Annotated in this window: 20 protein-coding genes; 7 read left to right on the top strand and 13 right to left on the bottom strand. The window is 65.6% G+C overall.

Going from position 1 to position 21,108, the window contains the following annotated elements; all coding sequences use genetic code 11:
• Position 1: 1 nt before the first annotated feature.
• The 5 genes from RQP54_RS14375 to RQP54_RS14355 all read right to left on the bottom strand — a co-directional run bounded on the left by RQP54_RS14375 (position 2) and on the right by RQP54_RS14355 (position 3,096).
• The gene (locus RQP54_RS14375; RefSeq protein ID WP_315679072.1) at positions 2-859 is read right to left on the bottom strand and encodes a dienelactone hydrolase family protein; all 858 of its coding nucleotides are present in this window, start codon (positions 857-859) and stop codon (positions 2-4) included.
• Positions 856-1,314, bottom strand: a complete 459-nt coding sequence (locus tag RQP54_RS14370; protein WP_315679071.1) for a GFA family protein — start codon at positions 1,312-1,314, stop codon at positions 856-858. The genes RQP54_RS14375 and RQP54_RS14370 overlap by 4 nt, the downstream gene beginning before the upstream one ends.
• 67 nt (positions 1,315-1,381) lie before the next feature.
• The gene (locus tag RQP54_RS14365) at positions 1,382-1,693 is read right to left on the bottom strand and encodes a cupin domain-containing protein (RefSeq protein ID WP_315679070.1); all 312 of its coding nucleotides are present in this window, start codon (positions 1,691-1,693) and stop codon (positions 1,382-1,384) included.
• 69 nt (positions 1,694-1,762) lie between these two features.
• A complete protein-coding gene (locus tag RQP54_RS14360) occupies positions 1,763-2,089 on the bottom strand; it encodes an antibiotic biosynthesis monooxygenase family protein (protein ID WP_315679069.1) in 327 nt (108 codons plus the stop codon).
• A gap of 71 nt (positions 2,090-2,160) precedes the next feature.
• Positions 2,161-3,096 (bottom strand): EamA family transporter, encoded by a 936-nt coding sequence (locus RQP54_RS14355; RefSeq protein WP_315679068.1) that lies wholly within the window; start codon positions 3,094-3,096, stop codon positions 2,161-2,163.
• 61 nt (positions 3,097-3,157) lie between these two features.
• On the opposite strand from RQP54_RS14355, the gene RQP54_RS14350 reads away from it, so the two are divergent.
• The gene (locus RQP54_RS14350) at positions 3,158-3,652 is read left to right on the top strand and encodes an Lrp/AsnC family transcriptional regulator (RefSeq protein WP_315679067.1); all 495 of its coding nucleotides are present in this window, start codon (positions 3,158-3,160) and stop codon (positions 3,650-3,652) included.
• Between the two features lie 188 nt (positions 3,653-3,840).
• Here RQP54_RS14350 and RQP54_RS14345 read toward each other — a convergent pair whose 3' ends face one another.
• Entirely contained in the window at positions 3,841-5,442 is a 1,602-nt protein-coding gene (locus RQP54_RS14345) for a glycerol-3-phosphate dehydrogenase/oxidase (RefSeq protein WP_315679066.1), read from the bottom strand.
• A gap of 149 nt (positions 5,443-5,591) precedes the next feature.
• On the opposite strand from RQP54_RS14345, the gene RQP54_RS14340 reads away from it, so the two are divergent.
• Positions 5,592-6,368, top strand: a complete 777-nt coding sequence (locus RQP54_RS14340; protein ID WP_315679065.1) for a hypothetical protein — start codon at positions 5,592-5,594, stop codon at positions 6,366-6,368.
• Positions 6,369-6,458: 90 nt separating this feature from the next.
• Here the strand turns inward: RQP54_RS14340 and RQP54_RS14335 are convergent, their stop codons facing one another.
• Positions 6,459-8,396, bottom strand: coding sequence for an acyl CoA:acetate/3-ketoacid CoA transferase (locus RQP54_RS14335; RefSeq protein WP_315679064.1), 1,938 nt, complete (start codon positions 8,394-8,396; stop codon positions 6,459-6,461).
• Positions 8,397-8,557: 161 nt separating this feature from the next.
• Between RQP54_RS14335 and RQP54_RS14330 the strand changes: the two genes are divergently transcribed.
• Both RQP54_RS14330 and RQP54_RS14325 read left to right on the top strand, forming a co-directional pair.
• Positions 8,558-8,794 (top strand): hypothetical protein, encoded by a 237-nt coding sequence (locus RQP54_RS14330; RefSeq protein ID WP_315679063.1) that lies wholly within the window; start codon positions 8,558-8,560, stop codon positions 8,792-8,794.
• A gap of 149 nt (positions 8,795-8,943) precedes the next feature.
• A complete protein-coding gene (locus tag RQP54_RS14325) occupies positions 8,944-9,627 on the top strand; it encodes a GNAT family N-acetyltransferase (RefSeq protein ID WP_315679062.1) in 684 nt (227 codons plus the stop codon).
• A 42-nt stretch (positions 9,628-9,669) separates the two neighbouring features.
• Here RQP54_RS14325 and RQP54_RS14320 read toward each other — a convergent pair whose 3' ends face one another.
• The 6 genes from RQP54_RS14320 to RQP54_RS14295 all read right to left on the bottom strand — a co-directional run bounded on the left by RQP54_RS14320 (position 9,670) and on the right by RQP54_RS14295 (position 17,037).
• Positions 9,670-10,626, bottom strand: a complete 957-nt coding sequence (locus RQP54_RS14320) for a nitronate monooxygenase family protein (protein ID WP_315679061.1) — start codon at positions 10,624-10,626, stop codon at positions 9,670-9,672.
• 228 nt (positions 10,627-10,854) lie between these two features.
• A complete protein-coding gene (locus RQP54_RS14315; protein ID WP_315679060.1) occupies positions 10,855-12,645 on the bottom strand; it encodes an acyl-CoA dehydrogenase in 1,791 nt (596 codons plus the stop codon).
• A gap of 85 nt (positions 12,646-12,730) precedes the next feature.
• Positions 12,731-13,663 (bottom strand): electron transfer flavoprotein subunit alpha/FixB family protein, encoded by a 933-nt coding sequence (locus tag RQP54_RS14310; protein ID WP_315679059.1) that lies wholly within the window; start codon positions 13,661-13,663, stop codon positions 12,731-12,733.
• A gap of 126 nt (positions 13,664-13,789) precedes the next feature.
• The gene (locus tag RQP54_RS14305; protein ID WP_315679058.1) at positions 13,790-14,539 is read right to left on the bottom strand and encodes an electron transfer flavoprotein subunit beta/FixA family protein; all 750 of its coding nucleotides are present in this window, start codon (positions 14,537-14,539) and stop codon (positions 13,790-13,792) included.
• A gap of 193 nt (positions 14,540-14,732) precedes the next feature.
• Positions 14,733-16,010: a mechanosensitive ion channel family protein gene (locus RQP54_RS14300; protein WP_315679057.1), complete on the bottom strand. Its 1,278-nt coding sequence runs from the start codon at positions 16,008-16,010 to the stop codon at positions 14,733-14,735.
• A 73-nt stretch (positions 16,011-16,083) separates the two neighbouring features.
• Positions 16,084-17,037: a histone deacetylase family protein gene (locus RQP54_RS14295; protein WP_315679056.1), complete on the bottom strand. Its 954-nt coding sequence runs from the start codon at positions 17,035-17,037 to the stop codon at positions 16,084-16,086.
• Between the two features lie 44 nt (positions 17,038-17,081).
• On the opposite strand from RQP54_RS14295, the gene RQP54_RS14290 reads away from it, so the two are divergent.
• The 3 genes from RQP54_RS14290 to RQP54_RS14280 are packed head-to-tail and all read left to right on the top strand — an operon-like array spanning position 17,082 to position 21,059.
• Positions 17,082-18,002 carry a MoxR family ATPase gene (locus tag RQP54_RS14290; RefSeq protein WP_315679055.1) on the top strand — a complete coding sequence of 307 codons (921 nt, stop codon included), beginning with the start codon at positions 17,082-17,084 and terminating at the stop codon, positions 18,000-18,002.
• A 12-nt stretch (positions 18,003-18,014) separates the two neighbouring features.
• A complete protein-coding gene (locus RQP54_RS14285) occupies positions 18,015-19,025 on the top strand; it encodes a DUF58 domain-containing protein (protein WP_315679054.1) in 1,011 nt (336 codons plus the stop codon).
• A gap of 12 nt (positions 19,026-19,037) precedes the next feature.
• The gene (locus RQP54_RS14280; RefSeq protein ID WP_315679053.1) at positions 19,038-21,059 is read left to right on the top strand and encodes a DUF3488 and transglutaminase-like domain-containing protein; all 2,022 of its coding nucleotides are present in this window, start codon (positions 19,038-19,040) and stop codon (positions 21,057-21,059) included.
• The last annotated feature ends 49 nt before the right edge of the window (positions 21,060-21,108 follow it).

Below are 21,108 nucleotides of genomic sequence, written 5' to 3'. Positions count from 1 at the left end.
CTTACGGCACCAGCACCCTACCCAGAAAGGCGCTGACCCGCACCTTGGCTGCTTCACGTGCCCCTGCATCGGGCCCGGTGTGCACGCCCTGCCCCGGATTGACGCCATTGGGCACGTCCTTGCGCAGGCGCACCTGGGTGATGTCGGGGTTGTCGAAGTCGTGGTAGGCACCGGGGTAGGTCACGATGTCCATGGCGGCGCCGTTGCGCTGCGCCGCTTGCGTCAGGGCCACGCAGGGCGCTGCCGGGGTCCAGTCGTCGGCCTCGCCAATGAGCAGCAGCACCGGGGCATAAGGGCGAAAGCGCTCGGCCTTTTTGGCCCGCGCGGTGCAGCCCGGGTAGAAGGCCACCGCCGCAGCAAAGCCCTGTGCCAGCTCCGCTGGCGGGTGAGTGATGGTGTCGAGCGTGACGCCCGCACCATGCGACCAGCCCAGCACCGCAATGCGCGCGCCGTCCGCGCCGGGCTGCTGGCGCAGCCAGGCCAGCGCTGCATAGGCGTCGCCCACGCGGTCGGCTTCCTTGAGGCTGCGCTCGGCGTACTTCTGGGTGCACAGCTCGCGCACGCCGCGGCTGGAAAAACTGTCGAGCATCAGCGCACCAATGCCCTGCGCGGCCAGCAGTTCGCCCCACATCTGGTGCCGTGCATTGAGGCTGCCGTCCTTGGCATAGGCGCCACCGCAGCCGTGCAGCATGACCACCGCCGCTCGGGCACCGCTGCCCTGTGGGGCGAACCAGTAGGCCTGCAAGGGTGCGGGCGACGAAGACCAGCCGCTGGGGTCTATGTGCACCGGCTTGCTGGTCTGTGCCGAGGCGGCCAGGGCCATGCAACACCCGAGCAGCCCAGCGATGAAGCGCTTCATGCCTGGGTCTCCTGCGCATGCCAAGCTTCCACCAGGGGCGCAAAGTCGGGCGGATTGCCGGGGTACTGCAGCGCCGCTGGGTCCAGTTGCACCCAGGGCTGCTTGCTGGCGGTCCAGATATGGGCCACGGGGCGCAGTGTTCGGGTGTCGTCCAGGGTACCGGGCTTGATGCTCAGCGGGGCACCGGGGAACGCCACCTGGTGGAACAGGCGCGTGCCGCAGACCGGGCAGAAGCGCCCCGTCATGGACTTTCCCGAGGGTGTGGTGCGGGTCCACTCCGCCAACGCAGGGCCGCTCAGTTGCACCTGCGGGTCCTTCACCCACAAGGCCATGCCAAAGGCACTGGCCGACTGGCGCTGGCATTCGGTGCAGTGGCAGGCAAACAGGGTGGCAATGGTGCCGTGCACCGTGTAACGCACACTGCCGCATTGGCACTGCCCATGAAGGGTTTGCATCGTGAAAGTCCTGGCGGTTGCTTGGGCCGCCGAGCTTACACGCACCACGCGCTGCCGCCGCGCGGTGTTACACGCTGCCTTCGTGCTCCACCACCAGTACACGGGCCACGCCGATCGGGTGGGCCACGTGCGCGGTACCCGCGCTGGCAAAGAAGATGTCGCCCGTGTTCAGCAGCGTGGTGTGTTCCTCGCCGTCAAGCCGGTAGTGCATCTCGACCTGACCATCCAGCACCGCAAAGACCTCCTCCCCTTCGTTGGTGTGCCACTGGTAGGCTTGGTCAGTCCAATGCAGGCGCGTGGTCACGCCGTTCATGTTGGCGATGGGTAGTGCGCCCCAGGCGCGTTCGGCGGTGAACTGCTTGCTGCGAATGATGTGCATGGGTAATCCTCGGTTTAGGGTTGGGCGCGGCGGATGACCAACGGGCCCACACCGCTGGCCCGCGCAAGGCTAGGGCGCCATATGCTGGGCCAGGGCTGCATCGACGGCACCGCCGTAGACGGCAAAGGTATCGGTCTGGTGGTGCCCGCAGAGAATGCCCGTCTGTTCGATGGCAGCCACGACCGACTGGTAGCGTTCGCTGGCCTCCATGCGCTCCACCGCCTGCGTGGACTCCCATACGGTCACGGTCACACACGCGGTGTCGGAGCGGGTGAAAAACACGGCGAGGCACCCCGATTGCGCGCGAAACATGGGCAGAGAGACGTCGTGTGCAAACCGCTCCAGTGCACTGGCCTGGCCGGGTGCCAGACCTACTTTCCAGATACGAAGAATCATGCGGTACTCCTGGCACGCAAGGGATGTATTCGTGGGGGATGAGCGGGGGGCAGCCCTGCCCCCGCTGCCGATCAGCGGGCCGCTACCAGACCCGACCGCCCCAGCCAGCGCACCAGCGCCGGGCCGTACATGATGAGCCCCAGCGCCGCACCGATGAGCGGCAAGGCACCGTACACCCACCCGGTGAGGTGCTCACCACCGAAGCCCGCACCCAGCAACAATGCCACGGCCGGGTTCACGAAGGAGTAGCTGCCCGCCAGCGCCGCGCTGGTGTTCTGCAGCAGCCACAGGTAGGCATTGAGCGTGATGAGCGTGCCGAACACCAGCAGGTAGATCCAGGCCACCCAGGCCGTGGCCGTGGCGTGGAACATGCCCTCCACCGGCTCGACAGCAGCTGCCAGCACCAGGCCCATGGCGCCACCGAGCAGCCACTGCGCCGCGGCGGCCATGGCCGGACGCGGCAGGTCGAGCTTGCGCGAGGCATAGGAGCCGATGCTCCAGCACAAGGGCGCGCCAAAGGCGGCCAACGCGCCGAGCCAGCTGGCGGAAAAGTCGCGCTCCATGGACAGCAGCGCCGCGCCGGCCACCCCCAGCCCCAGACCCACCCAGCTGGTGAGCGGCACGCGTTCTCCGCCGATGCGCGTCCACAGCGCCAGCCACATGGGCATGGTGGTCACCACCGTGGCCATGAGGCCCGAGCCGATACCGTGGCTCTGCGCCACCATCACCAGCGTCATGGCACCAAACACCATGAGCCCACCCACCACGGCGGCATTGCGCCACTGGCGTGCCGTGGGCAAAGCTTCACCGCGCGCCAACGCCCATACCAACATGACCAGCCCGGCCAGGGCGAAGCGGATACCGTTCATCCACAGCGGCGGCATGCTTTGCAACGCAATGCCGATGGCAAAGTAGGTAGTACCCCAGACGATGTAGACCAGCAGCAAGGCCGTGACGAGCAAGGCCAGAGGGGCTTTGCTCTTTGAATTTTGGAAATTTGTAGGCATACAAGCTGTCTTTCCGTAAAATTTATGGCGCCACCGCCATTTATCGAAATAATACCAAATCATGTCGACAAATCAAGAAAATATTCAGATAGACACAATTGATGCCGGAATTATTTCGGCCCTGAGTGCAGATGGCAGACGTTCTTACGCCGACATCGGCACCGAGGTGGGGCTGTCCACGGCGGCGGTACACGAGCGCGTGAAGAAGCTGGTGGAGCGTGGGGTGATACAGCGCTTTTCGGTACAGGTGGACCCCGAAGCGGTGGGCCTGAGCTTTACCGCCTTTGTGGCAATTCGCAACGACGGCGGCGCCCATTGCCGCGACATTGCGCCACGCCTGCGCACCATTGCGGCGGTGCAGGAGCTGCACAGCGTGGCCGGCGAATACGACTTCCTGGCCAAGGTGCGCACCCCGCGCGCCCGCGACCTTGAAGGCGTGCTGGCGCAGATCAAGGCCATTCCGGGCGTGGCCCGCACCACCAGTACCGTGGTGCTCAACACCGTGTTCGAAGGCCAGCCGCTCAAGCTGGGGACACCGGCGGAAGCGGCAGCCTGAGCAGGTGCTATCAAGTTCGTAGCTGCCCACGCAGACTTTGCGTGGGCCAGAGGCCAAAATGCCTCCGAATTTCCGCTTTCATGGGGCCCCAGCCCGGGCGACGGGCGCAGCGGCCCTTGCACCCCCTGCTGCGCCCAGCACCACCCGTGGTGGCCAAGCAGTGCCTGGCAACCGGGCTGCCGCGGGTCTTAGTGGGTGCGGAAATACTCGTCGTACTTTTCCTGCGCCTGGTCACCGAACAGGATGCGGCAGGCCTCCATCAGACCCTGGGCGTCTTGCAGGTCATCGCGGCGCACCACCAGCGAAATCTTGGAGCGACGGCGCAGGAAGTCTTCGAGCTTGGTGATCATTTCGCGCTGCGCCGCCTGGGTGATCTCGCAGCGGGTGTATTCGGCGTTCTCGATCAGCAGCTCGGCCTCGGCAGGGTCGTTGCGTATGCGTTCCAGCAACCCGAACGCATTGGCCCCGTAGCGACGCCAGAAGCGCACGCTCAAGGGCTCCGACGACGAGGGGTGGGTCATTGCATCCAGGTTCATGAGCCGCGCCTGGTGCAGGAACTCGTCCTTCACCGCATCGTGCGGCTCGCCGTACCACTTGCGGCCCAGGTAGGGAATGGCCACGCCCAGGCGTGCCACCGCGTCCACCACTTCGTCGCCCACATTGAGGCAGTCGGTGAGCTTGCCGCCGAAGATGCTCAGGTGCCGGTCCGCCTCGTTCACGTCGATGGCGTGCTTGCGCGAGAGCTTGACCCAGTCGGCCTTGCCGCCCTGCCCTTCGATGGCCAGCGGGCGCACGCCGCAGCGCTCGGCAATGATGTCGGCCGGGGTCAGTGGCCGCTCCAGCTGGAGCAACTGGTTGGCGTTGTCCAGCACAAAGGCCCGGTCAGCGTCCGTCACCTCGGTCAGCGGGCTGTCGACCTGGGTGTCGGTGGTGCCGATGCAGGTCTTGGGCCCCATGGGAATGACGAAGAACAGCCGCCCGTCGCTGGCGAAGAAGGTCAGCACCCTCTTGTGCGGGGTCACGCGGTCGACGATGAGGTGGATGCCCTTGGAAAACACGTGGTGGTGGGCCGTTCTCTGTCCCGAGAGCTGGTTGTGCTGGTCCACGTACGGGCCGCAGGCATTGACGAGCACCTTGGCGCGGATCGGGAACTGGCGCCCATCCAGCACGTCCTTCGCGTCCACCACCCACTGATCACCCTCGCGCCGCGCCTGGGTGGACTCGACGTAGTTGGCGGCAATGCCGCCGAAGTTCATGCTGGAGCGGATGAAGTTGAAGACGAAGCGCGCATCGTTGTCGTGCAGGTAGCAGTCCGAATACTCGAAACCGGCACTGACGTTGGTGGTATTGATGGTGGCTTCTTCGCGCGCGATGGTGGACCTGGTGAGGTAACGCGGTGGACGGGTGAAGAAACGACCCATGGCCCAGTAGAACAGCGTGCCCAGGAACACGAAGGCCACCGGCATGCGAAAGCCTTTCTGGATGCTGGTGAAGAAGCGGATTTCCTCCACCGTGCTCGGATAGTGGCGCATGAGGTGGTTGCGCGAACGGCACAGCTTGTTCACCAGCAGCAACTCCATGGTCTCCAGGTACTTGATGCCGCCCCAGGCCAGGTTGGACGAGTTGGAGCTGGTAAAGCCGGCAAAGTCACCGCGGTCGATCAGGGCGACCTTCACACCCTGGGCCGCGAGGGCCGCTGCGGCCACGGCGCCATTGATGCCGCCACCGAGCACCAGCACGTCAAACACGCCCTCGCTGAGCTTGGCCACATTGGTTTGTCGCAACTTCATGGTTTCGCACACCTTCCGAAATAAGTTCACACCCCGGGACGGGCGGGCACAGCATAACCCCAAGCGCGGTGCGAAGCACCCCTCGCGCCGGTGCGACGCCGGGCGCGTACAAGGCGGTAGGATGGTGCCTGGTTCGAAAATTTCCCCGCATGCGCAAACTGCCGTTCTTCTACCGTGACCGCGAAGTCGCCCGGATGCGACAACAACTGGAGCGCCACAGCTTTCCGCGCCTGCAGATGAGCCTGCTGGTGGGCATCACCGGTGCGGCGGGCTTTGTGGCCTCCTTCGTGCTGCTGCACGCGGGCCTGCTCACCATGTGGGTGCGCTACCTGGCGGCCTTTGGCGTGGCCTACCTCGCATTTCTGGCGCTGCTGTGGCTGTGGCTGCGCACCAAGGTGGACGACTACCTGGACCTGCCCGACTTGTCCGGGGGCAACTGGCCTTCGGGCGGCAGCGCCGACCTATCCAGCGTGGACGCCGTTGGAATCCACAGCGGCGGTGGCGGCGACTTTGCCGGTGGTGGTGCCAGCGCCAGCTTCGATGCACCTGCCCCGGCCGTTACGGACTCCGGCAGCGGCATCGGCGACGTGGTCGGTGACGCCGTGGGCTCGGTGGCCGACGCCGACGAACTGGCCATCCCACTGCTGGTGCTGGCCTTGGCGGTGGCTCTGGTGTTTTCGTCGCTCTACATGGTGTACACCGCCCCGGCCCTGCTGGCCGAAGTAGCCGTGGACGGCCTGTTTGCCGCCGGGCTGTACCGCAAGCTGCGCGGGCTGGAGCCCGACCACTGGCTGCAGACCGCCATCAAGCGCACCCTCCTTCCGTTTGCCCTGACCGCCGCACTGGTCAGCGGCGTGGGCTGGGGCCTGGAGCAAGCCGCCCCCGGCGCGCATACCCTGGGGCAGGCGCTGGCGCAGGTACGGTAGCAAACCGACCCTTGAGTCGCTACAAAATCGGTAGCTGCCTGCGCATTATCTGCGAGGGCCAGAGGCCATATTCATAGGAAAAGGGGGCTACTACCCCCGCTGTGCCTCCAGCTTGGCCTTCAGGAAGCCCCCCGTGCCGTAGCGCGTGACGCGGCTGTAGTACTGGTCGCTCAGGCGTTTGACCATGGCCGAGTAGGCGTCGATCAGGGTGGGCAGGATGCTGCAGTTGTCGTAATTCACGACCACGGCCACGCGCCCCTCCACGCCCTGCAGCAGTTGCTGCACATGCTGCTCGATGGTGGCGATGTCACCCTCCTCGTCCACCGCCAGGCCTTCGAAGTTGATGAACAGCATGCGGTGGTCCCGGTCCAGCTCAAAGCGCTCGGCCAGCGGGGTGGCCAGCAGGCGTTCGCGCAGGTTCAGCGGTTCTTCAGCGAACAGGGCTGCGTCCATGCTGCGCAGCTGTGGGCTGACCAGGGGGCGATATTCCATGTGCGCCAGCACATCGCGCTCCAGATCCACGCCCGGCGCCAGTTCAATCAACTCCAGCGCGCCTTCTTCCCCCTGCGCCACCAGCCGAAACACGCAGCGCTCGGTCACGTAGAGCACGCGCTGGCCACGGCGCAGCGCTTCGCGCCCGCTGAAGGTGCGATGCTCCACGGCCTGCACGAACTTGCGCGTGTGGCCCTCACGCACGATCTGCAAGCGCCCGTCGGCAAAGGCAAACGTGGTGTCTCCCGCCGTGAACGTGCCCACGAACACCAGGGTCTTGGCGTTCTGGCTGATGTTGATGAAGCCGCCGGCCCCGGCCAGGCGGGTGCCGAAATTGCTCACGTTGAGATTGCCATGCGCGTCGGCTTGCGCCAGCCCCAGCACCGCCAGGTCCAGGCCGCCGCCGTCGTAGAAGTCGAACTGGTTGGGCTGGTCGATGACGGCCTGGGTGTTCACCGCCGCGCCGAAGCTCATGCCGCTGGCCGGTATGCCGCCGATCACCCCGGGCTCGGCCGTCAGCGTCACCAGGTCGATGATCTTCTCTTCCGCGGCCACGGCAGCTACGCCTTCGGGCATGCCGATGCCGAGGTTCACCACGCTGTTGGGGCGCAGCTCCAGCGCGGCACGGCGGGCAATCACCTTGCGTTCGCACAACGGCATGGCGGCGATGGACTCCATGGGCACGCGGATTTCGCCGCTGTAGGCCGGGTTGTAGGGCTCGGCAAAGGTCTGCATGTGGTGGGCCGGGTCGTGCGCCACCACCACCGCATCCACCAGCACGCCCGGCACCTTGACGGCACGCGGGTGCAGAGTGCCACGCTCGGCGATGCGCTCCACCTGCGCGATGACGATGCCGCCCGAGTTCTTGGCCGCCATGGCAATGGCCAGGGCTTCGAGCGTGAGCGCCTCGCGCTCCATGCTGAGGTTGCCATCCGGGTCGGCCGTGGTGGCGCGGATGATGCCCACCGAAATCGGGAACGCCTTGTAGAAGAGATACGGCTTGCCATCGATCTCGATGCGGCGCACCAGGTCTTCGGTGGTCCTGGCGTTGACCTTGCCGCCGCCGTGCACCGGGTCGACAAAGGTGTCCAGCCCCACGTGGGTGAGCGTGCCGGGCTTGCCCGCGGCAATGTCGCGGAACAGGTGGGCGATGACACCCTGCGGCAGGTTGTAGGCCTCAATTTGATTTTCCACCGCGAGCTTCTGCAAGGCGGGTACGAGGCCCCAATGCCCGCCCACCACGCGCTTGACCATGCCTGCATGGCCCAGGTGGTTCAGGCCGCGGGTCTTGCCGTCGCCCTGCCCGGCGGCGTAGACGAGGGTCAGGTTGCGCGGCGAACCGACACCGGTCTCGGCCTCGCGTGCCAGAAAGGCCTTTTCCAGCGCCACGGCCACGCCTTCGGCAAAGCCGATGCCTACAAAGCCCCCGGTGGCGACCGTGTCGCCGTCGTGGATCAGGCGCACGGCCTCGTCGAAAGTGACCACCTTGTTGCGTTGCAGGCCCTGACCTGCGGTGCTGTTGAACTGGGTATGCATGTCGGTCTCCCGGTGCGCAGATGGCACCCGCGCCCAATCATGCGGCCCGGCGGCACGGGCTGCCATTGCGGCTAACCCGATGGACAGTGCAGCCGTCAGCCCCCTGCAAGCCCCAGACCGCGTGAGAGAATGGCCACCTTCCCCACCCGCAAAGACCTTCCATGGCACGACCGAGCGACTGGGCACCCAAGGTGCTTACCATCATCAAGAGCGGCAACTCCGCCGCCGCCATCGCGCAGATCAAGGTGGCCCCGAGCGTGAAGGATGTGAAGGCACTGCGCCTGCTGATGGCCAGCGCCAACATGATCGCCAAACACCCCGATATCGACCGCTGCACGCTCGACGCCATCGATAACCTCAGCGGCCCACGCCTGCACCGCTCGCCGCCGGGACGCTGACCGCCTTCCCCGCAGTTGTTGACCAACGCCCTGTTTTGGGGCGAATAGGGCCGCATTCCGTTGCATTCCAGCGGAATTTGGACATGCCACCCTAAAAAACCAGGCACCCAACAGGTCGAAAACCTAGGGTTAACCCTTAGATTACGCCCATGATGAATCCTCTTCAATGGGTTTGGGCCTCGGCACAGGCAGGGGCCACCCTGGTCGGTGCCAGTCCGGTCCCCATTCGCAGCCTGCACGCCGGCCACCGCGACGCGGTGCTGGCGCACTTGCTGACCCTGGACGCCTCGGACCGCTACCTGCGCTTTGGCTATGCCGCCTCCGACACGCAGATTGCCCGCTACGTCGACACCTTGGACTTCGAGCGTGATCGTTTCTTTGGTGTGTTCAGCCCGGACCTGCGCTTAATGGCCATGGCCCACCTGGCCATGCTGGAACCCGATACCCTGACCCAGGCCAAGCAGGCCGAATTCGGGGTCTCCGTGGAACTGGCGGCCCGTTCCAAAGGAATGGGGCGTGCGCTCTACACCCGCTGTGCCTTGAATGCACGCAACACCGGGATCGAGAGCCTGTACATCTTCGTCCTGCGCGAAAACACCGCCATGCTGCGCATCGCGCAGTCGGCCCATGCACAGATCACAGGCGATCATGGCGAGTTGGACTGCTGGGTACACCTACCACCCGGTACCGTGGAAACACGCGTATCCGAATACTGGGAAGAGCAGCGGGCCCAGGTGGACTACCAGCTCAAGTCCGTCATGCCCGCCGAAGCACCCAAGCCTGCGCGATCCAATGAAAGCGCAGACGCGTCCAGCATGGATACGGTGGCCTGAAGACGGCGGACCCGCCGCACGCCTTCGGCGCGTGGGGGCAGCTCAAGCCCTCAACAACCGGGCCCGCGCAGCCGCGTACTCGCGCTTGAGCTGGGCGATGTAGTCTCCCGCCGGCTGCACCTTGGCCACAGCGCCGATGCCCTGTCCGCAGCCCCAGATGTCCTTCCAGGCCTTGGTCGCACCGCCGCCGAAATTCATCTTGCTCGGGTCGCTCTCGGGCAGGTTCTCCGGGTCCAGGCCGGCGGCACGGATGCTCGGCGCCAGGTAGTTGCCGTGCACGCCCGTGAACAGGTTGCTGTAGACGATGTCGTCGCTGTTGCAGTCGACAATGGCCTGCTTGTAGGCCTCCGACGCGCGCGCTTCTTCGGTAGCGATGAATGGCGAGCCGATGTAGGCGAAGTCGGCGCCGCAGGCCTGCGCAGCCAGGATGGCGTCTCCCGTGGCAATGGAGCCCGACAGGGCCAGCGGGCCGTCGAACCACTGGCGGATTTCCTGCACCAAGGCAAACGGGTGCTTTACCCCGGCGTGGCCGCCCGCCCCCGTGGTCACGGCAATCAGGCCGTCAGCGCCCTTCTCGATGGCCTTCCTGGCGAACTTGTTGTTGATGACATCGTGCAGCACCACACCTCCGTAGGAGTGCGCCGCTGCGTTGATGTCCTCGCGCGCGCCCAGCGAAGTGATGATGATGGGCACCTTGTACTTCACGCACAGCGCCATGTCATGCTCAAGCCTGTCATTGCTCTTGTGCACGATCTGGTTGATGGCAAACGGGGCCGCTGGTGCATCCGGGTGGGCCGCGTTGTAGGCGGCCAGTGTCTCGGTGATTTCCTTCAGCCACTCCTCCAGCACTTCGGCCGGGCGGGCATTGAGCGCAGGCATGGAGCCCACGACACCGGCGATGCACTGGGCAATCACGAGCTTCGGATTGCTGACGATGAACAGCGGCGAGCCGATGACGGGAAACGGCAGCGCGTTCAGCGGTGCGGGCAGCTTGGACATGGTTTTGTCTCCTGATGTCGAATTGATAAGCAAATCTGGCCCTAGCCCATGCAGATGCTGCGTAGGCAGCTCTTGATTTTGTAGCGACGGCAGGGGCAATTCTTTCCAAAACAATCTGTGGCTAGGCGCGAAGTCGCAGACAGTACCGGGGTACGGCCAGACGAAGCAACAACGCCACGGATGGTTTTGGGAAGAATTAAAAAAGCGACCCGAAGGTCGCTTGGCACTTTAGAACAGGTCCAGCGGCAGGGCTGTCACGCTGGCAGCACCTTCGACGATGCTGTCGCGCAGTCCAGAGGCCTTGACCAGGATGTGGTCGGCATAGAAACGTGCCGTGGTGATCTTGGCTTGCATGAAGGCCACATCGTTGCCGGCAGCAATCTGCTCCTGGGCCACCAGCAGGGCGCGGGCCATCTGCCAACCGGCCATCAGGTTGCCCGCCAGCATCAGGTAGGGCACGCTGCCGGCGAACACGGCGTTGGGGCTGGCCTTGGTGTTGCCGGCGACGAAGTCCACCACAGCCAGGAAGGCTTCGCGGGCGGCTTGCAGGCGCTTGGCGACGGCCACGGCGTCGGCGCTACCGTTGGCGCGCAGGGCCTCTTCGGTGCCTTGCACCTGGGCCGCCAGGGCCTTGGCGGTGGCACCGCCGTCACGCGCGGTCTTGCGGCCGACGAGGTCGTTGGCTTGGATGGCGGTGGTGCCTTCGTAGATGGTCAGGATCTTGGCATCGCGGTAGTACTGGGCTGCGCCGGTTTCCTCGATGAAGCCCATGCCGCCGTGCACCTGCACGCCCAGGCTGGTAACTTCCAGGCTCATCTCGGTGCTGTAGCCCTTGACCAGCGGCACCATGAATTCGTAGAAGGTGGCGTTGTCCTTGCGCACCTGGGCGTCTGGGTGGTGATGGGCGGCATCGTAGGCACTGGCGGCCACGCTGGCCAAGGCACGGCAACCCTCGATGTAGGCACGCATGGTCATCAGCATGCGGCGCACGTCCGGGTGGTGGATGATGGCGGCGCTGTGCGGCAGCGATCCATCCACCGGGCGGCTCTGCACGCGCTCGCGCGAGAAGGTCACGGCCTTCTGGTAGGCACGCTCGGCAATCGCGATACCCTGCACGCCCACACCGTAGCGGGCCGCGTTCATCATGATGAACATGTATTCGAGACCACGGTTTTCCTCGCCCACCAGATAGCCGATGGCGCCGCCGTGGTCACCATACTGCAGCACGGCCGTGGGGCTGGCCTTGATGCCCATCTTGTGTTCGATGGAGACGCAGTGCACGTCGTTGCGCGCACCCAGGGAGCCGTCCTTGTTCACCATGAACTTCGGCACCACGAACAGGCTGATGCCCTTCACGCCTTCAGGCGCGCCCTGCACGCGGGCCAGCACCAGGTGGACGATGTTCTCGGCCATGTCGTGCTCACCCCAGGTGATGAAGATCTTGGTGCCGAACACCTTGTAGGTGCCGTCGGGCTGGGGCTCAGCGCGCGAACGCACCAGGGCCAGGTCCGACCCGGCCTGGGGTTCGGTCAGGTTCATGGTGCCGGTCCACTTGCCGGAAATCAGGTTTTCCAGGTAGATGGCCTTGAGCTCGTCGGAGCCGGCCGTCAGCAGGGCTTCGATGGCGCCGTCGGACAGCAGCGGGCACAGCGCAAAGCTCAGGTTGGCGCTGTTGGTCATCTCACCGCAGGCGGCGCCGATGGTCTTGGGCAGGCCCTGGCCACCGAAGTCGGTGGGGTGCTGCAGGCCTTGCCAGCCGCCTTCAGTGAAGGCCTTGAAGGCTTCCTTGAAACCGGGGGTGGCTGTGACCACGCCGTCCTTCCAGCTGCTGGGGTTCTTGTCGCCTTCCCAGTTCAGGGGCGCGATCACGTCCTGCGACAGCTTGGCCGCCTCTTCCAGCACGGCCTGCGCGGTCTCGAAACCGGCGTCTTCGAAGCCGGGAATCTGGGCGATCTGGTCGATGTTGGCCAGATGCTGGATGTTGAACAGCATGTCCTTGACGGGGGCGACGTAGCTCATGGAAGTCTCCGAATCGGGGGCAAAAAGGGAAAAAAGTGACAAAAAAAGGGCACCGCTCGCGATGCCCTGTAGTGCAAGCAGCGGCTTACAGCGCCTTCACGAGTTCGGGCACGGCCACGAACAGGTCGGCTTCCAGACCGTAGTCGGCCACCGAGAAGATCGGGGCTTCGGGGTCCTTGTTGATGGCCACGATGACCTTGGAGTCCTTCATGCCAGCCAAGTGCTGGATGGCACCGGAGATACCGCAAGCCACGTACAGCTGGGGCGCGACGATCTTGCCGGTCTGACCCACCTGCAGGTCGTTGGCAGCGTAGCCCGCGTCCACGGCAGCACGGCTGGCACCGATGGCAGCACCCAGCTTGTCGGCCAGGGGGGTCATGACTTCATCGAACTTCTCGCTCGAACCCAGGGCACGGCCACCGGAGACGATGATCTTGGCAGCGGTCAGCTCGGGGCGATCGCTCTTGGCCAGTTCGGAGCCCACATAGGCCACGCCAGCGTGGGCGGCAGCGGCACCGGCGGTTTCCACGGCAGCGCTGCCACCGGTGGCGGCAGCGGCGTCGAAGTTGGTGGCACGCACGGTGATGACCTTGGTGGCGTCAGTCGATTGCACGGTGGCAATGGCGTTGCCGGCGTAGATGGGGCGCTCGAAGGTGTCGGCGCTCACCACCTTGGTGATGTCGGACACCTGGGCCACGTCCAGCTTGGCAGCCACGCGGGGAGCGACGTTGCGACCGGCAGCGGTGGCTGGGAACAGGATGTGGCTGTAGTTGCCGGCAATGGCCAGCACCTGGGCGGCCACGTTTTCGGCCAGGCCCTGCTCCAGGGAAGCAGCGTCCGCGTGGATGACTTTGGCCACACCGGCGATCTGGGCAGCGGCAGCGGCGGCGGCGCCAGCGTTGGCACCGGCTACCAGCACGTGCACGTCACCACCGCACTGGGCGGCAGCGGTCACGGTGTTCAGGGTTGCGGGCTTGATCGAAGCGTTGTCGTGTTCGGCAATAACGAGAGCGGTCATGGTGTAAATCCTTTGCAGTGTGAAGTGCGTTGGCTTTTTGCTCCGGGAACCCGCAGAACCGGCTTGGCCGGGCTGCTGGGTTCGTCCCCTGGAGGGGAAGGCAAGCGCCAGCTTGACTCAGGGGTGTTAGATAACTTTCGCTTCGGTCTTGAGCTTGGCAACCAGGGTGGCCACGTCGGGCACCTTGATACCGGCGCTGCGCTTGGGCGGCTCGGAAACCTTGAGGGTCTTGATGCGGGGCGCCACGTCCACGCCGAGGTCTTCGGGCTTGACGGTATCCAGCGGCTTCTTCTTGGCCTTCATGATGTTGGGCAGGGTGACGTAGCGCGGCTCGTTCAGGCGCAGGTCGGTGGTCACCACGGCCGGCAGGGTCACGGACACAGTCTGCAGACCGCCGTCAACCTCGCGGGATACAGAAGCCTTGCCGTCAGCCACTTCCACCTTGTTGGCGAACGTGGCCTGGGGCAGGTCGGCCAGGGCGGCGAGCATTTGGCCGGTCTGGTTGCAGTCGTCGTCAATGGCTTGCTTGCCCAGGATGATCAGGCCGGGCTGTTCCTTGTCGACCAGGGCCTTGAGCAGCTTGGCCACGGCCAGGGGTTGCAGTTCAGCATCGGTTTCGACCAGGATGCCGCGGTCGGCGCCGATGGCCATGGCGGTACGCAGGGTTTCCTGGCACTGGGCCACACCGCAGGACACGGCGATCACCTCGGTAACCACGCCCTTTTCCTTCAGGCGCACAGCCTCTTCCACGGCGATTTCGTCAAACGGGTTCATGCTCATTTTGACGTTGGCAATATCCACACCGGTGTTGTCCGACTTGACGCGAACCTTCACGTTGTAGTCCACCACACGCTTGACGGCGACCAGGGCTTTCATGGCATCCACTCCAGTAGTTTTAAATGGGAATTACTTGACGTACACGTCAACTCTCGCATTCTATGCTGCAGTGCAGTGCGGACTCTAGCCCTGCGCACAAAAACAAAAACGAACGGTCGTGCTAATTTGTATTATAGACCGCCCGCCGCTGCGTGCAAGCAGAAATTTTCTCGGTACGCACCACTACCTACGCTCAGCGGCTGTGCACCACGCGCTGGGGGTAAGGGATCTCGATGCCGTGGGAGCGCAGGGCGAGCAAGACCGCAATGTTGACTTCCGAACGCAGGTTGCCCTGCCCGTTCTCGATGTCATTGATCCAGTAGACCAGGGTGAACTCCAGCCCATCTGCACCAAAGGCGGACAGCTGCGCCGAAGGAGCCGGATCGCGCAACACACGCGGCTGCGACAGTGCGGCCTGCACCAGGAGCGACTGGACCACGGCCACATCGGCGTCGTAGGCCACCGTCACTGCGGTACTCTGGTACACGGAAGGATCGGCCAGCGACAGGTTCTCGACCCGGCTGGTGATGAGCATTTCGTTCGGAACGATCGACTCGCGCCCGGCCGGGGAACGCACGATCGAGTAGCGGGCGTTGATGGCGGTAATCTGCCCTTCGAAGCCATCGACCTTGACGTTGTCGCCGATGCGCATGCTGCGCTCGGCCAGGATGACAAAGCCCGAGACGTAGTTGGCCGCCAGTTTCTGCAGACCCAGGCCTACACCCACCCCCAGCGCACCACCCAGCACCGACAGGGCGGTCAGGTCAATGCCGACCGCCGACAGCGCCAGCAGCAGCCCCACGAACATGAGGATGGCCCGCACCGCGTTACTTACCGCCTTGCGCAGCGACAGTTCTCCACCGGTGGCATTGCGCAACAGCCGCGACTCGATGGCCGAGGACACCCACAAGGCCAGCAGCAACACCAGGCCAGCCGTCAGCCCGCCTTCGAGCACATTGCGCAGGCTCAAGCGTGAATTGCCCACCTTCCAGGCGATCTGGTCCATCTCGCCCAGCAGCAACGGCAGCAAGCCCGTGACCCACAGCACCATTGCCAGCCACGCCATCCAGGAAATGCTTTGCTCCAGCAGCTTGACCCAGCGGGCGGCACCGAAGGCCACCTGCAGCACCTTGACGCCAACCCGGATCGCCACCAGGGAAAGCAGCACTGGAATGGCCACCGTAAACACCGCCAGATCAAGGTAACGGTCCAGCACCGTGCGCGCCAGGTAGCCCAGGCTGAGCAGCAGCAAGGGGAAGAGCACGCCGTCAATCAGCCGGTCACCGAACCAGACCGAGCGGCTGTCGGACACCGGGGCATTCGCCCCGCGCAGCGCCCGCACCAGCCACCACGCCAGCACGACACAGGCAGCAAGCACGGCCAGTTCGGCCAAGGCCGAAGGGTGGGCAAAGCTGTCCAGCCAGGCCGAGAGGTCGTCGATGGGCTTGGGGGCGGGAAGGCGGGAGGACATGGGCAAATGAAAAGGGCGACTGCAATCAGTCGCCCAGTGTACCCAGCGGCGTAACGGGAAGAACTCCCTGCGATCAGATGTCGGCCAGCACCCGGATATGCGCCTCGACGCTGCGCGCCAAGGCACTGAGGTCGTATCCTCCCTCCAGACAGGACACGATCCGGCCCTGTGCATAGCGCTGCGCCACTTCCTTGATCCGCTTGGTGATCCAGGCGAAGTCGGCCTCGGTCAGCCCCATCTGCCCCATGTCATCCTCGCGGTGCGCATCGAACCCGGCGCTGATGAAGACCATCTCCGGCTTGTAGGCTTCCAGGCGCGGCAACCAGTGCTGCTCAATCAACGCGCGCACCTGCTCGCCCTTGGTGTAGGCGGGAACGGGCATATTCACCAGGTTGCTGGCATTCGACAGCGAGCCGCCTTCCGGGTAGAACGGATGCTGGAAGAAGCTCACCATGAGGATGCGCTGATCACCGGCCACGATGTTCTCGGTGCCGTTGCCGTGGTGCACGTCGAAGTCGACGATGGCCACGCGCTTCAAACCATGCCGTTCCAGCGCATAGCGCGCCGCAATCGCCACGTTGTTGAAGAAGCAAAAGCCCATGGCCTTGTCCTTGCAGGCATGGTGGCCCGGCGGACGGATGGCGCAGAACGCATTGGCCAGGTCCCCCGCCATCACCGCATCGGTCGCGGCAATGGCAGCACCCGCCGAGCGCAGCGCCGCATCCCAGGTATGGACGTTGATGGAGGTGTCAGGGTCGATCTGCGCATGCGTGGGGCCACCGGCGTTGATTTCCTCGCGCAGTCCGTCGGTCAGGCCGCGGATGGAGGCAATGTACATGCGTCCGTGGGCCAACTCGATGTCGGCGATCGGCGCCGGGTCGGCTTCGCGGCGATCCAGCACGTCCAGCACACCGCTGACCAGCAGCCGGTCGTCAATGGCATCGAGCCGTTCGGGGCATTCGGGGTGACCCGCACCCATTTCATGTTTGCGGCAGTCTCGGTGGGTAAAGTATCCGGTCGTCGTCACGGGCGTCTCACACAATTTGTCGTTTTCGGGTAAGGTGGCACGCCATGAACACGTCCACCAAACTCGCTGCATTGCTGTCCCAGCTTAACACGGTCATTGCCGGCAAATCCTTACAGGTGCAGGACTGTGTGGCCTGCCTGCTGGCTGGCGGCCACCTGCTCATCGACGACGTTCCCGGCGTCGGCAAGACCACCCTGGCCCACGCCCTGGCCCGCACCTTCGGCCTGCAGTTCTCGCGCGTGCAGTTCACGGCCGACCTGATGCCCAGTGATCTGACCGGCGTGTCGATCTACGAGCGCGGCAAGGAAGCCTTTGTCTTCCACCCGGGGCCGCTGTTCGCCCAGGTGCTGCTGGCCGACGAGATCAACCGTGCCAGCCCCAAGACGCAGAGTGCGCTGCTCGAAGCCATGGAGGAAAAGCAGGTTACGGTGGAAGGCGAAACACGCCCCCTGCCCCAGCCCTTCTTCGTCATCGCCACCCAGAACCCGCTCGACCAGCTGGGTACCTACGCCCTGCCCGAGTCGCAGCTGGACCGCTTCCTGATGCGCATCTCGCTGGGCTACCCCGACCGGGCTTCCGAGCGCGAACTGCTGCGTGGTGGCGACCGCCGCGACCAGGTACTGGCGCTGCCGGCCCTGCTCGCGCCCCAGGAACTGGCGGCGCTGCAGGCCCAGGTACTGGCAGTGCACGCCGCCGACCCCTTGCTGGACTATGTGCAGGACCTGATCGCGGCCACACGCTCGGGGCGCTGGTTCGTACAGGGCCTGTCGCCGCGGGCCGGTCTGTCGGTGCTGCGCGCGGCCAAGGCCCAGGCACTGCTGCAGGGGCGCGACTACGTGGCCCCCGACGACGTGCAGGCCATCCTGCCGCAGACCATCGCCCACCGCCTGAACCCGGTCAGCGACAGCGGCCGCGGTGCCGTGGAGCAGGTCCAGGCCATGATCGAAGCAACCCCGCTACCCTGACGCCCCCCGACCATGGCTCCTGCGGATACCGCCATCGCCGCGCTCCCAACGGGCCGATTGAGCCGATGGAGCCCGGTTGCGCGCCTGCGTCAACGCCTGCAGCACTGGTTCGAGTCGCGCCTGACACGGCGCGACACCATGGAGCTGACCCAGCGCAATGTCTACATCCTGCCCACCGGCGCCGGGCTCATGCTGGCCACGACCCTGCTGGTGCTGCTGGTCGCAAGCATCAACTACCAGCTCAACCTGGGCTACCTGCTGACCTTCCTGCTGGCCGGCTGCGCCGTGGTCGGCATGCATGTGTGCCACGGTAACCTGCGTGGCATTGCCATGCATCTGCTGGCACCTTCCGCAACCTTTGCCGGGACCAGCACCGCGCTGGACATCCAGCTGAGCAGCAAACGCAAGGCACTGCGACCGGCCATCGGTGTCGCCGTGCTCGGCAGCGGCCACTGGAGCTGGACCGACGTTCCGGGTCAGGGCAGCTGCAAGGTGCAGGTCGGCTTTGCCCCACCCCAGCGAGGCATCCACCCGGTACCGACCCTGACGCTGGAAACACGCTTTCCCCTGGGCACCTTCCGGGTCTGGACCGTGTGGCGACCGGCCTCCACGCTGGTGGTCTACCCCCGCCCCGAGGCGCATCCGCCGCCCTTGCCTGCGTCCACCCCGGTGGGCAGTGGGCAAACCACTGCACCTCGTTCCCAGGCCACCGGCGAATTTGACGGCGTGCGGGCCTACCGGCGTGGCGACGCACTCAAGTTGGTGGTGTGGAAGAAAGCTGCCAAGAATGACGAGTTGGTGAGCCGGGACGCGGTCCACGCCCAGCGATCCGAACTGTGGCTGGATCTGCAGCACGCCGGCAGCGGCGACCTGGAGAACAAGCTCTCGCGGCTGTGCGCCTGGGTGCTGCTGGCCGAAAAGCGGGGGCTGGACTATGGCCTGCGCCTGGGTGCCCAGGAAATTGCGCCGGCGCAGGGTCCGGCCCAGCAGGCGCGCTGTCTGCAGGCACTGGCCCGCTACTGAAACGCACTGGCCATGGCTTTTCTTTCCGCCCCCGCGACCTTGCGCCAGCTGCCGCGCGACACGCGCGACACCTGGTTCCTGCTGGCCGTCATTGGCTGGACCATTGCCCCCCACTTCGAGCACCTGCCACTATGGTGCAGCGCCATGGCTGTGACCCTGCTGCTGTGGCGCGGCCGCATTGCCTGGCATGCCCACCCGCTGCCCTCACGCTGGTGGCTGCTGGCGCTGCTGGTCGTCGCCGTGGGCGCCACCTTGTTCAGCCACCGCACACTGCTCGGCCGCGACCCCGGGGTCACGCTCATCGTGGTGCTGCTGGCGCTCAAGACGCTGGAGATGCGGGCCAGGCGCGACGCTTTTGTCATCTTCTTCCTGTCCTTCTTCACGCTGCTGTCGAACTTCTTTTTCTCACAGAGCCTGCTCACCGCGGCGGCCATGCTGCTGTCGCTCCTGGGCCTCTTGACCGCCCTGGTCAACAGCCACCTGCCGGTCGGGCGTCCGCCGCTGTGGCAATCGGCCCGCACGGCCTTGTGGATGGCTCTGCTGGGCGCCCCGATCATGGCCCTGCTGTTCATGTTCTTCCCGCGCATCGCGCCCCTGTGGGGCATGCCCGGGGATGCCATGGCGGGGCGCAGCGGCCTGTCCGGCCAGATGAAGGTGGGCAGCGTCACCAGCCTGGCGCTCGACGGCAGCGTGGCCTTCCGGGTGGAGTTCCTGGACAAACGCCCGCCTCAGCGCGAACTCTACTTCCGCGGCCCAGTGCTCACGCAGTTCGATGGCCGCGAGTGGCGCGCCGGCACCGCCGACCCGTTCACGGCCCCCGCTCCTGCAGCACTGGCGGTCGAAGGCACGGCCTACCCTTACCGCGTGACACTGGAGGCGCACCAGCGGCCCTGGCTACTCACGCTGGACGCCACGCCAGAAGCCCCGAAACTGCCCGACGGACGCGCCCGCATGCAGAACGACCTGCAGTGGTTCTGGGACCGTCCGGTAACGGAGTTGCTGCGCTACGAGGCCACTGCCTATCCGGCCTTCCGCCATGGCCCCGCACGCGCCCATCCCGGTCTGCAGGAAGCCCGCAGCCTGCCCCCCGGATCCAACCCACGCACGCAGGCCCTGGCCCAGGAGCTGCGCCGCAGCCTGGGCGAGCGCACCGACACGCCGACCCTGATCGAGGCCGTGCTCACGCGGCTGCGCACCGGTGGCTACACCTACACGCTGGAGCCGGGTGAGTACGGTGAACACACGGCGGACGAGTTCTGGTTCGACCGCAAGCAGGGCTTTTGCGAACACATCGCGTCGAGCTTCGTCATCCTGATGCGCGCCCTGGGGGTACCCGCGCGCATCGTCACCGGCTACCAGGGTGGCGAAATCAATGGCCTGGACGGATTCTTCACCGTGCGCCAGAGCGACGCCCACGCCTGGGCCGAAGTCTGGGTGGCCAACCAGGGTTGGGTGCGGGTAGACCCCACCGGTGCCGTGGCACCCGGGCGAACCGGCAGCTTCCAGCCCCTGCGTGCACCCAGCGGAGCCCTCACCAACGTGGTGGTCACTGTCAGCCCGGCACTGGCGGCCCAGCTGCGCGCCCTGTGGGATGCCACCAACAACCGCTGGAACCAATGGGTACTGAACTACAGCCAGGCCAAGCAGCTCGACTTGCTGCGCAGCCTGGGCGTACAGACGCCGCGCTGGGAAGACCTGGTCTACGTGCTGGCGGGTCTGGTGTTTGCGGCCGGCGCCCTGGGTGCCCTGTGGAGTGCCTGGGAACGCAGCCGCCAGGACCCCTGGCTGCGGCTGCTGCACCAGGCCCAGCGGCGACTGCAAAAGCTGGGCCTGCCGGTGCACAGCGCCACGACTGCGCAGGCCATGGCGCGGTGGGTGAAGGAGCAAGCCTGGGGGCACGACGCGGCGGGTCAGGCCCTGGTGCATTGGCTGCAGGCTCTGGAGCAGCAGCGCTACGCACCCTCGCCAGCAGCGCAAAGCCTCGCTACACTGCGCAGCCAATGGCGCCACCTGGCGTGGCCCGCCCAGCGATGACGCACGGCGGCTTGTCTCCTGCCCCCGGGGCTGCGGCCCCGAACCTGAA

Origin of the sequence: Curvibacter sp. APW13 (genome assembly GCF_032337135.1) — a bacterium.
Taxonomy (GTDB): Bacteria; Pseudomonadota; Gammaproteobacteria; order Burkholderiales; family Burkholderiaceae_C; genus Allorhodoferax.
Note: the sequence above shows the minus strand (reverse complement) of the source record. Positions and strands in the feature narration are given on the sequence as shown.

What these genes read in the sequence shown, in the direction of transcription:
- RQP54_RS14375 (WP_315679072.1), bottom strand. Translation starts at nt 859, where the DNA reads ATGAAGCGCTTCATCGCTGGGCTGCTCGGGTGTTGCATGGCCCTGGCC.
- RQP54_RS14370 (WP_315679071.1), bottom strand. Translation starts at nt 1,314, where the DNA reads ATGCAAACCCTTCATGGGCAGTGCCAATGCGGCAGTGTGCGTTACACG.
- RQP54_RS14365 (WP_315679070.1), bottom strand. Translation starts at nt 1,693, where the DNA reads ATGCACATCATTCGCAGCAAGCAGTTCACCGCCGAACGCGCCTGGGGC.
- RQP54_RS14360 (WP_315679069.1), bottom strand. Translation starts at nt 2,089, where the DNA reads ATGATTCTTCGTATCTGGAAAGTAGGTCTGGCACCCGGCCAGGCCAGT.
- RQP54_RS14355 (WP_315679068.1), bottom strand. Translation starts at nt 3,096, where the DNA reads ATGCCTACAAATTTCCAAAATTCAAAGAGCAAAGCCCCTCTGGCCTTG.
- RQP54_RS14350 (WP_315679067.1), top strand. Translation starts at nt 3,158, where the DNA reads ATGTCGACAAATCAAGAAAATATTCAGATAGACACAATTGATGCCGGA.
- RQP54_RS14345 (WP_315679066.1), bottom strand. Translation starts at nt 5,442, where the DNA reads ATGAAGTTGCGACAAACCAATGTGGCCAAGCTCAGCGAGGGCGTGTTT.
- RQP54_RS14340 (WP_315679065.1), top strand. Translation starts at nt 5,592, where the DNA reads ATGCGCAAACTGCCGTTCTTCTACCGTGACCGCGAAGTCGCCCGGATG.
- RQP54_RS14335 (WP_315679064.1), bottom strand. Translation starts at nt 8,396, where the DNA reads ATGCATACCCAGTTCAACAGCACCGCAGGTCAGGGCCTGCAACGCAAC.
- RQP54_RS14330 (WP_315679063.1), top strand. Translation starts at nt 8,558, where the DNA reads ATGGCACGACCGAGCGACTGGGCACCCAAGGTGCTTACCATCATCAAG.
- RQP54_RS14325 (WP_315679062.1), top strand. Translation starts at nt 8,944, where the DNA reads ATGATGAATCCTCTTCAATGGGTTTGGGCCTCGGCACAGGCAGGGGCC.
- RQP54_RS14320 (WP_315679061.1), bottom strand. Translation starts at nt 10,626, where the DNA reads ATGTCCAAGCTGCCCGCACCGCTGAACGCGCTGCCGTTTCCCGTCATC.
- RQP54_RS14315 (WP_315679060.1), bottom strand. Translation starts at nt 12,645, where the DNA reads ATGAGCTACGTCGCCCCCGTCAAGGACATGCTGTTCAACATCCAGCAT.
- RQP54_RS14310 (WP_315679059.1), bottom strand. Translation starts at nt 13,663, where the DNA reads ATGACCGCTCTCGTTATTGCCGAACACGACAACGCTTCGATCAAGCCC.
- RQP54_RS14305 (WP_315679058.1), bottom strand. Translation starts at nt 14,539, where the DNA reads ATGAAAGCCCTGGTCGCCGTCAAGCGTGTGGTGGACTACAACGTGAAG.
- RQP54_RS14300 (WP_315679057.1), bottom strand. Translation starts at nt 16,010, where the DNA reads ATGTCCTCCCGCCTTCCCGCCCCCAAGCCCATCGACGACCTCTCGGCC.
- RQP54_RS14290 (WP_315679055.1), top strand. Translation starts at nt 17,082, where the DNA reads ATGAACACGTCCACCAAACTCGCTGCATTGCTGTCCCAGCTTAACACG.
- RQP54_RS14285 (WP_315679054.1), top strand. Translation starts at nt 18,015, where the DNA reads ATGGCTCCTGCGGATACCGCCATCGCCGCGCTCCCAACGGGCCGATTG.
- RQP54_RS14280 (WP_315679053.1), top strand. Translation starts at nt 19,038, where the DNA reads ATGGCTTTTCTTTCCGCCCCCGCGACCTTGCGCCAGCTGCCGCGCGAC.